Source organism: Burkholderia sp. Ac-20384, assembly GCF_017104605.1.
Lineage (GTDB): Bacteria > Pseudomonadota > Gammaproteobacteria > Burkholderiales > Burkholderiaceae > Burkholderia > Burkholderia lata.
The window spans coordinates 1-9,530 of sequence record NZ_JAAGPE010000327.1; the positions used below are offsets into that span (position 1 = coordinate 1).

Consider the following 9,530-nt stretch of genomic DNA (forward strand, 5'->3'; position numbering starts at 1 on the left):
GCCCGCGGCCCGCCCTGGCCGCCCCGCGCGATGCGGCCCACTCGCGCGGCGGCGGCCTTTCTCCCGGCGCGCAAGCGCCGCGGCCATGACGCTTCCTGCTTATTCGCTGTCGGGCGGCAGCAGGCGAACGGTATAATCGCGTGCTTTGCTGCGACGCTTCGGGCGCCGCACGACCGCATTCCAACTTCCCGGCAGGACCACCACCATGACAGCCCTCCTCATCGACGGCAACGCCCTTTCGAAGACCCTGCGCGCACAGGCCGCCGAACGCGCCGCCGCCCTGACCGCACGCGGCCACCAGCCCGGTCTCGCGGTGATCCTCGTCGGCGCCAACCCGGCGAGCGAAGTCTACGTGCGCAACAAGATCAAGGCGTGCGAGGACAACGGCTTCTTCTCGCTGAAGGACGCGTACCCGGACACGCTGTCGGAGGCCGACCTGCTCGCGCGCATCAACGAGCTGAACCGCGATCCGAAGATCCACGGCATCCTCGTCCAGCTCCCGCTGCCCAAGCATATCGACAGCCACAAGGTGATCGAGGCGATCGCGCCGGAGAAGGACGTCGACGGCTTCCACATCGCGAACGCCGGCGCGCTGATGACCGGCAAGCCGCTGTTCCGCCCGTGCACGCCGTATGGCGTGATGAAGATGTTCGAGGCACATGACATTCCGCTGCAGGGCGCGAACGCGGTCGTGATCGGCCGCTCGAACATCGTCGGCAAGCCGATGGCGATGATGCTGCTCGACGCCGGTGCGACCGTGACGATCTGCCACAGCAAGACGCGTGACCTCGCCGCGCACACGCGGCAGGCCGACATCGTGGTCGCCGCGGTCGGCAAGCGCAACATCCTGACCGCCGACATGGTGAAGCCCGGCGCGACGGTGATCGACGTCGGCATGAACCGCGACGACGCCGGCAAGCTGTGCGGCGACGTCGACTTCGCGGGTGTGAAGGAAGTGGCCGGCCACATCACGCCGGTGCCGGGCGGTGTCGGCCCGATGACCATCACGATGCTGCTGATCAACACGATCGAAGCCGCCGAGCGCGCCGCCGACGCGGCCGCCTGAGCGCCAGCCCATTCAGCCGGCGTGCGATTCCGCGCGCCGGCGCCTCGCCGGCCACACCGCACCGCGTCGGCCGCGCCGTCAAACGCCTTCCCCCCGCATTCGACCCCGCGTCAATCGCATCGTTAGAAACTAACGATTGGAAAGCGCGCGATGCGCCCCAATAATGTCGATATCGGGCGCCGCGTTGCCTTGCGCGCCTTACCCTTTTCACTCCGGTTCATCCGGCAACAGACAGGGAGTCTTATGTCCGCCAGCGCCAACACCAACCCGCTTCTCGATTTCTCGGGCCTGCCCCGCTTCGGCGAGATCCGTCCGGAACACGTGACGCCCGCGCTCGACACGCTGCTCGAAGCCGCCAACCGCGCGGTCGACACGGCAAGCGCGGCCGCGACGCCGGCAACCTGGGCAGAAGTCGTCGAGACGGTCGAGCACGCAACGGAGCCGCTCGGTCGCGCCTGGGGCATCGTCGGCCACCTGAACGCGGTCGCCGATACGCCCGAGCTGCGGGCCGCCTATGGCGAGAACCTGCCGCGCGTGACCGAATTCTGGTCGAGCGTCGGCCAGAACCTCGCGCTGTACGAGAAGTACAAGGCGATCGCCGCAAGCGCCGAATACGCGACGCTGTCCACCGAACGCAAGAAGATCCTCGACAACGCGCTGCGCGATTTCCGCCTGTCGGGCGCCGAGTTGCCCGAGGACCAGAAGCCGCGCTTCGCCGAACTGCAGGAACAGCAGGCCGCACTGTCGAAGGCCTTTTCCGACCACGTGCTCGACGCGACCAACGCGTACGCGTATTTCGTTCAGGACGAAGCCGACCTGGCCGGCCTGCCCGGCGACGCGATCGAGGCCGCCCGCGAAGCCGCGCAAAAGGATGCCAAGGAAGGCTGGAAATTCACGCTGCACTTCCCGTCGTACTTCCCGGTGCTGCAATACGCGGACAACCGCGCACTGCGCGAGACGCTCTACCGCGCCTATGCGACGCGCGCGTCGGAACTCGGGCCGCAGTACGGCGACGGCAAGGCCGAATGGGACAACACGGCGATCGTCGCCGATGCACTGAAGCTGCGCCGCGAAGAGGCGCTGATGCTCGGCTTCCGCAACTTCGCCGAAGTGTCGCTCGCGCCGAAGATGGCCGAATCGCCGCAGCAGGTGATCGCGTTCCTCGAGGATCTCGCAACGCGCGCGCGCCCGCATGCGGACAAGGACTGGGACGAGCTGCGCACGTTCGCCGCGAAGGAACTCGGCCTCGCCGAACTCGCGCCGTGGGACGTCGCATTCGCAGCCGAAAAGCTGCGCCAGCAGCGCTACGCGTTCTCGGAAAACGAGGTCAAGCAGTACTTCCCGGAGCCGGCCGCGCTGAAGGGCCTGTTCACCGTCACCGAGACGCTGTTCGGCGTGCAGATCAAGCCGGACGACGCGCCGGTGTGGCACAAGGACGTGCGTTTCTTCCGCGTCGAGAACCGCGACGGCTCGCTCGTCGCGCAGTTCTATCTCGACCTGTACGCGCGCGAAGGCAAGCGCGGCGGCGCATGGATGGACGACGCGCGTTCGCGCGCGAAGCGCGGCAGCAGCGTGCAGACGCCGGTCGCCTATCTCACCTGCAACTTCTCGGCGCCGGTCGGCGGCAAGCCCGCGTGCTTCACGCACGACGAAGTCATCACGCTGTTCCATGAATTCGGCCACGGGCTGCACCACATGCTCACGCGTGTCGACGAGCTCGGCGTGTCGGGCATCAACGGCGTCGAATGGGATGCCGTCGAGCTGCCGTCGCAGTTCATGGAAAACTTCTGCTGGGAATGGGACGTGCTGTCGTCGATGTCGTCGCACGTCGACACGGGCGCCGCGCTGCCGCGCGAGCTGTTCGACAAGATGATCGCCGCGAAGAACTTCCAGAGCGGGCTCGGCACGCTGCGCCAGATCGTGTTCTCGATGTTCGACATGCTGCTGCACGTCGACTTCGACCCGGCGGGCGCCACCGGCGTGACCGCGTTCGCGCGCGAGATCAACGAACGCTATCACGTGATCCCGCAAGCCGCGTTCTCGCGCTGGCCGAACACGTTCAGCCACATCTTCGCGGGCGGCTACGCGGCCGGCTACTACAGCTACAAGTGGGCCGAGGTGCTGTCGGCCGATGCGTACGCGGCGTTCGAGGAAGCGGCCGCCGCGAGCGGCAGCGTGCTCGATGCGGCGACCGGCACGCGCTATCGCCGCGAAATCCTCGAGGTCGGCGGCAGCCGCCCGGCGATGGATTCGTTCAAGGCGTTCCGCGGCCGCGAGCCGCAGATCGATGCGCTGCTGCGCCACAACGGGATGACCGCGCCCGCGCACTGAGTGTCGCCCGGCCCTTCCGGCTGCATGCAAGCAAAGGCACCGCTTCGGCGGTGCCTTTTTTCATGGCACGGGCGATGCGTCGTCGAATAGCGAGAACTGCCCGTGGCGCTCGGCCGTATCCTCGTCGATGCGCACGCCGACGCCGAGCAGCCGCACCGCCTGCGCACGCCGTTGCAGCCCCTTCGCGAGCAGCGTGACGGCCGTGTCCGCATTCGTCGCATCGGCCACGCACTCGACCGTCGTGCGCTGGAAGTCGGCGAAGCGGATCTTCACGTACAGCTTGCGGATCGAGCGCGCGGCGCCCGCCCGTTCGATCCGCGCGTCGAGTTGCACGACGAGGCGGCGGATTTCCTCCGCGCACTGCTCGAGCGTCGTCAGGTCGGTCACGTAGGTCGTCTCGACGCTGACCGACTTGCGCTCCTGATCGGCCTGCACGCGCCGCTCGTCGATCCCGCGCGACAGTTCGTACAGCCGCTTCCCGAACGCGCCGAATTCGCGGTGCAGGTCGATCAGCGGCCAGTCGCGCAACTGCGCGCAGGTCTGGATGCCGAGCCGGTCGAGCCGCGTGGCCGTTACCTTGCCGACGCCGTGCAGCTTGCGCACCGGCAGCGCCGCGACGAACGCGTCGATCTCGTGCGGCCGCACGACGAACAGCCCGTCGGGCTTGTTCCAGTCGGACGCGATCTTCGCGATGAACTTGTTCGGCGCGACACCGGCCGACACGGTCACGCCCACCGTGTCGAACACGCGCTGACGGATCTCGCGCGCGATCAGCGTCGCACTGCCCTGGCACCGCTCCGACCCGCTGACGTCGAGGTACGCCTCGTCGAGCGACAACGGCTCGACGTCGGGCGTGTAGTCGCGATAGATCGCCATGATCTGCCGCGACGCCGCGCGGTATTTGTCCATTGCGGTCGGCAGGATCAGCAGATCCGGGCACTTGCGCATCGCCAGCGCCGACGACATCGCCGAATGCACGCCGTAGCGCCGCGCCTCGTAATTACAGGTCGCGATCACGCCACGCTGGTCGGGCCGGCCGCCGACCGCGAGCGGCCGGTTGCGCAGCGACGGGTCGTCGCGCATCTCGACCGACGCGTAGAAGCAGTCGCAGTCGCAGTGAATGATCTTGCGCATGCGCGGCAGCGCATCGCCCGGCGGCGGCACGTGCGGATCGGCAGGCGGAATGATGGTCGGGTTCACGGTGCCGATACTGTACAAAAACACAGTGCCGGTTTCAACTGTCGCGTGCGGCCGGGCCCGGCGGCGCCGTACTGGCCCGCTTTGCGCGGATCGTACCGGCCGGGCGCGGACAGCGGCGCCTATACTCGTCTGCCGCAATCCACGAAACGCAAAGGTGACGGATGAAGACGATCGGACTGATCGGCGGGATGAGCTGGGAATCGTCCGCCGAGTATTACCGGATGATCAATCGCCATTCGAAGGCGTTGCACGGTGGGCACCACAACGCGAAGAGCGTGCTGGTCACGGTCGATTTCGCGGAGATCGAGGCGCTGCAGCGCACGCACGACTGGGCCGCGCTCGGCGAACGGATGGCCGGCGCCGCGCGACAGCTCGAAGCGGCCGGCGCCGATCTCGTCGTGCTGACCACCAATACGATGCATCGCGTATGCGATGCGATCGAAGCCGCGGTGACGCTGCCGTTCCTGCACATCGCCGATCCGACCGGCAGTGCGCTGCGCGATGCGGGCGTCGAGCGCGTCGCGCTGCTCGGCACGCGCTACACGATGGAGTTGCCGTTCTACGCGGACCGGCTGCGCGGCAAGTTCGGGATGGAGGTGCTCGTGCCGGACGAACGCGGACGCGACGACGTGCACCGGATCATCTACGACGAGCTATGCCACGGCGTCATCTCGCCGGAATCGCGCGCGACGTACGTGACGATCATCGAGGACCTGGCCCGGCGCGGCGCGCAAGCCGTGATCCTCGGCTGTACGGAAATCACGCTGCTGATCGGCGCGGACGACTCTCCGCTGCCGGTGTTCGACACGACCGCGCTGCATGCGAAAGCAGCGGTCGAGTGGGCGGCGCGCTGACCCGGCCCGCCGCTGCGATGCGGTCGATGACGCGAACGGCTGCCGACACAATGGGCCGCTCGCCTCGACCGAACGGCCTCACGAGCGGGAAGTAGCGAGGCAGGCGCCAGCATGGATGTACAACGACACCGCTGAATCGGTTCGCCTCGCATTCGCCGGCCAGTCAGGACGCTTCGGCCGTCGCGCCTGACCCTTCGCTCGGTTCGACTGGCCGCTCGAACGGGCACGCGGCGGCGAATGGCGCTCGTTCCCCCTGCCCCGGCGTGCCGATCAACGCGACCAGCCCGCACGCGAGCGACCCGCGCCAGTGCAGGTAGTCGTGGCCGCTCGCCGTCGACGCATAGCGCACCTCGTAACCTTTCGCCTGCAGCACGTCGCGCATGTGGCGGCTCGTCGTGCCGATGCCGCCCGGCCCCTTGCCGTCCTCGAAACGACCGCTCTCCAGATAGAAGCGCACCGGCAACCGCTCGCGCGACGCATATTCGCGCGTCAGCCATCCGGCGGCACGCGTGCGTGCATCGCCCTCCGCGGGTGCCCACCAGAACGAACCCGACTGGCTCAGCACGTTGCCGAACAGCTCCGGGTGACGCAGCGCCGCGTAGGCCGACGCGAGCCCGCCGTAGCTCGACCCAGCGATCACGGTACGCGCCGCCGGCGCGCTCACGCCCTCGCGACGCGCCCACGGCATCAGTTCTTCCGCGAGAAAGCGCGCGAACGCGGGATTCGGCGGCAGTTCCCGGCCGCGCGTCGCGCCGTCCGGATTGCCGACGATGAGCGCAGCGGTGCGCGGCACACGCCCTTCCGCGATCAGGTTGTCGAGGATCGTCGGCGTCGGCACCGTGTCGACGTACGCGTGGGCGTCGAACACCACGACGAGCGCGCGCGCCGGATCGTCCGCGCGGTAGCCGGCCGGTCGATACAGGTACACGTCGCGGGTATTGCCGAGCACGGTGCTGGCGAACCGGTAAGCGGTCAGCGAGCCGACCGGCACGTTCGCGCGCGGGGCGATCCACGGCTGCGGCGGCGCGTCGCGCAACTCGAGCACCGACTTGCCCTGGAACGGATCGGGCGCGGGATGCATGAACGCGTGCGGATTGAGCGGATCGCGCTGCGCGGTCGCAAGAATCGCGCGGCGCCGCGCACCGTCGTCGAGATCCAGTTCGGGGACGTCGGGCGCGAGCAGGTAGCTGATGCGCGTCGTGGCCGGCACCACGTAGCTGCGGTACCAGACGTCGCTGCCCGGCAGGTGCCGTAGCGTGTCGTGCTCGCCCGACGGGCTGCCGAGCACCCGCACGTTGTCGCGCGCGCCGCGCCACAGGAACGTGACGAGCCGCGTTGCTTCGTCGGGCGGGTTCAGGCCGCGCGCGATCGTTGCGTCGGTGCGCGCCGGCTGCGCGGGCACCGGTTCGACGAGCGGCGTGCCGCTTGCCGCCACCTCGCGCCAGAACGCGTCGGTCGACCCGCCCGCCGCGAGTTCGGCGGCGAGCTGCGCGACGCGCGGGCTCGCGATGCCGGGCACCGGTGCGTGCTGCTGCGCGCGCGGTACGCGACTCACGATCGCAAGCCGGTACGCTCGCCGGCCGTCAGCCGACAGTGCGCCGGCCTCGGGCGCCGACACCTGCAACACGTAGCCACCGTCCGCCGGCGCGACGAACATGAAATCGCGCGACTGGCCATCGGCCGTCACGAGTCGCCGCAGAGGGCGGCCGTCGCTCGTCGCGAGATCGACATTCGCCGCCGCGCCGTCGAGGCGCCCCTGGACGAACGTACCGGCATCGAGCGCCAGCGCGTGCGCCGTCTGCTCGCGCGCGACATTGCCCGTCACCACCTCGCCCGTCGCGAACGTGCCTTCCGCGTGCGCGGTCGACATGCCGATCGCCGCCAGCGCCACACCGACACGCCACGTACCCGCCATGCGCATCGCCCATTTCCGGAGAGTCATCATCGTGCGCCTCAGAAGTCGATGGTGGCCGACACCTTGAAGGTGCGCGGCGCATTCTGCGTGACGTAACCGTCGTTGAAGGTGCCGGCCCAGAACGTGCGGTTCGCGACGTTCTCGACGGCGCCGCGCAGCACGACCGCCTTGCCGGCGACCTGCGTCGCGTAGCGCGCGCCGAGATCGAAGCGGGTCCAGCCGGGGATGCGCTGCGTGTTCGTCGAGTTGACGAACTGCGCGCTCGTCGCCACCGCGCGGCCGGACAGCGTCAGCCCGCGCACCCACGGCGCATCCCATTCGAGGCCGAGGTTCGCCGTCCATTTCGGCACGCCGTACGCCGTGTTGCCGTCATAGGCACCGCCGGCCGTGTGCGTCAGCAGCGCCTGCGTGTACGCGACGCCGCCCAGCACGCGCAGCCGCGGCACCACCTGGCCGAACACGTTCCATTCGACGCCGCGGTTGCGCTGCTCGCCATCGGCGCTGTACAGGTTGGTCGCGGGGTCCTTCAGCATGCTCGGCTTCGTGATCTGGAACAGCGACAGTGTGTTCGCGAAGGTGTCGGTCTCCCATTTCGCGCCGACCTCGACCTGCTTGCTCTTGTACGGCGCGAACATCTGGCCATAGTTCTTCGCGGTGACGTCGGACACGGTGTCGCCCTGGGTCAGCCCTTCGACATAGTTCGCATACAGCGACACGTCCGGCCCGAACGGCCTGACGACGAGCGCGAACGCCGGCGTCAGCGCGGTTTCGTTGTAGTCCGCGGTCTTCAGTCCCGTCGCGGCCGCATAGGTCTTCGCATGGACGCGCTGGCTGCGCAACCCGACCGTGAGCTGCACGCGATCGCGTGCGAGCGACAGCGTATCGGCCAGCGCGACGCTCGTCAGCGCGGACTCCGACGTCTTCGGCGCCGGGCCCGGCGACGGCGCGAGCGGCGGATCGATCGGCGCGTAGATGTTCGACGCGAACGTCGCGCTTGTCCGGTTGATCGTGCCGGCCTCGATCTGCAGCGACGTCACGCCGAGCGACACCTGATGGCTGACGGGCCCCGTACGAAACCGGGCGCGGGCGCCGGCCTCGATCGACGTCGTGTCGGTATAGCCGTTCTGGTTGTACGTCACCGCGCGATAGTTGCCGTTCGGCTGGATCGCGCCGGCCCGCGTCCCGTTGATGAAACCCGCGTAGCGATAGCTGAGGCCGCCGATCCCCGCGTAGGCGGTGATCCGGTCGGTCAGGTCGAGTTCGCCGCGCGCGACGACGGCCTGGTTGTCGAGCTTGCCCCATGCGCCGCGCAGCAGGTTCGTGCCGGGCGACGGCGGGCTCACGACCTGGCTCGCGAACGACGCCATCCACGGGCTGCCGTTGTCGAAACGTTCGGTGTCCGTATAGGCATCGAGCGAGAAACGCGCACGCTCGCCTTTCACGTCGAACGCGAGCGACGCGAACTCGCGCTTCTTGTTCTGCCCGTCCATCGTCGTGCGGCCGTCGCGATACGCGCCGTTCACGCGGATGCCGACCTGGTTCCTGTCGCCGAAGCGCCGGCCGAGATCCGCATGCACGCCGAACTGGCCGTCCGAGATGTAGTCGGTGGTGAGCCGCGCGAGCGGCGTATCGCCTGCCCGCTTCGGGACGAGGTTGATCGCACCGCCGACGCCACCGCTCGGCGAGATGCCGTTCAGCAGCGCGTTCGGCCCTTTCAGCACTTCGATACGCTCGATGAATTCGGTGGGCGAGTGACCGTACGGCGCGAGCCCGTACATCCCGTTGAACGCGAGATCGTCGGCGATCACGTTGAAGCCGCGGATCGTGTAGTTCTCGACGATATGGCCGGTCGACGTCGTGAAGCGCACCGACGGATCGTTCTCCAGCACGTCGGCGACGGTGCCGGCCTGCTGGTTCTCGATCAGCGCCGAGGTATAGCTCGTGATGTTGAATGGCGCATCCATGAAGTCGGCGTTGCCGAGCATGCCGAGCCGGCCCCCACGCGCAACCTGACCGCCGGTGTACGCCTCGGGCAACGCCTCCGCTCGCGCATTCACGACGATCGTCGGTAGCATCGCGCCGGCGCCCGCCGCGGCCGGCCCGGCCGACGCGCGGCCCCGCACGAGGAGATCGGAAGAGCGGCGGGTAGGGGAAGAGTGTAAGA

The 9,530-nt window shown here is 68.7% G+C and carries 6 protein-coding genes; 3 read left to right on the plus strand and 3 right to left on the minus strand.

Annotation, left to right across the window (positions count from 1 at the left end; all coding sequences use genetic code 11):
• Positions 1 to 205: 205 nt before the first annotated feature.
• Both folD and G3O00_RS35880 read left to right on the plus strand, forming a co-directional pair.
• A complete protein-coding gene (gene folD / locus G3O00_RS35875; RefSeq protein WP_206145819.1) occupies positions 206 to 1,066 on the plus strand; it encodes a bifunctional methylenetetrahydrofolate dehydrogenase/methenyltetrahydrofolate cyclohydrolase FolD in 861 nt (286 codons plus the stop codon).
• Positions 1,067 to 1,309: 243 nt separating this feature from the next.
• Positions 1,310 to 3,397: a M3 family metallopeptidase gene (locus G3O00_RS35880; RefSeq protein WP_206145820.1), complete on the plus strand. Its 2,088-nt coding sequence runs from the start codon at positions 1,310 to 1,312 to the stop codon at positions 3,395 to 3,397.
• Between the two features lie 60 nt (positions 3,398 to 3,457).
• On the opposite strand, the gene dinB is transcribed toward G3O00_RS35880, so the two are convergent.
• The gene (gene dinB / locus G3O00_RS35885) at positions 3,458 to 4,621 is read right to left on the minus strand and encodes a DNA polymerase IV (RefSeq protein WP_206145821.1); all 1,164 of its coding nucleotides are present in this window, start codon (positions 4,619 to 4,621) and stop codon (positions 3,458 to 3,460) included.
• Positions 4,622 to 4,758: 137 nt separating this feature from the next.
• Here dinB and G3O00_RS35890 point away from each other — a divergent pair, with 137 nt between their 5' ends.
• On the plus strand, positions 4,759 to 5,451 hold the full coding sequence (locus G3O00_RS35890; RefSeq protein ID WP_206145822.1) for an aspartate/glutamate racemase family protein: 693 nt from the start codon (positions 4,759 to 4,761) through the stop codon (positions 5,449 to 5,451).
• 163 nt (positions 5,452 to 5,614) lie between these two features.
• On the opposite strand, the gene G3O00_RS35895 is transcribed toward G3O00_RS35890, so the two are convergent.
• Both G3O00_RS35895 and G3O00_RS35900 read right to left on the minus strand, forming a co-directional pair.
• Positions 5,615 to 7,393: an alpha/beta hydrolase-fold protein gene (locus G3O00_RS35895; protein ID WP_241025487.1), complete on the minus strand. Its 1,779-nt coding sequence runs from the start codon at positions 7,391 to 7,393 to the stop codon at positions 5,615 to 5,617.
• Positions 7,394 to 7,404: 11 nt separating this feature from the next.
• On the minus strand, positions 7,405 to 9,530 hold a 2,126-nt coding region (locus G3O00_RS35900; RefSeq protein ID WP_206145824.1), incomplete at its 5' end, for a TonB-dependent siderophore receptor.

What these genes read in the sequence shown, in the direction of transcription:
- folD (WP_206145819.1), top strand. Translation starts at nt 206, where the DNA reads ATGACAGCCCTCCTCATCGACGGCAACGCCCTTTCGAAGACCCTGCGC.
- G3O00_RS35880 (WP_206145820.1), top strand. Translation starts at nt 1,310, where the DNA reads ATGTCCGCCAGCGCCAACACCAACCCGCTTCTCGATTTCTCGGGCCTG.
- G3O00_RS35890 (WP_206145822.1), top strand. Translation starts at nt 4,759, where the DNA reads ATGAAGACGATCGGACTGATCGGCGGGATGAGCTGGGAATCGTCCGCC.
- G3O00_RS35895 (WP_241025487.1), bottom strand. Translation starts at nt 7,393, where the DNA reads ATGACTCTCCGGAAATGGGCGATGCGCATGGCGGGTACGTGGCGTGTC.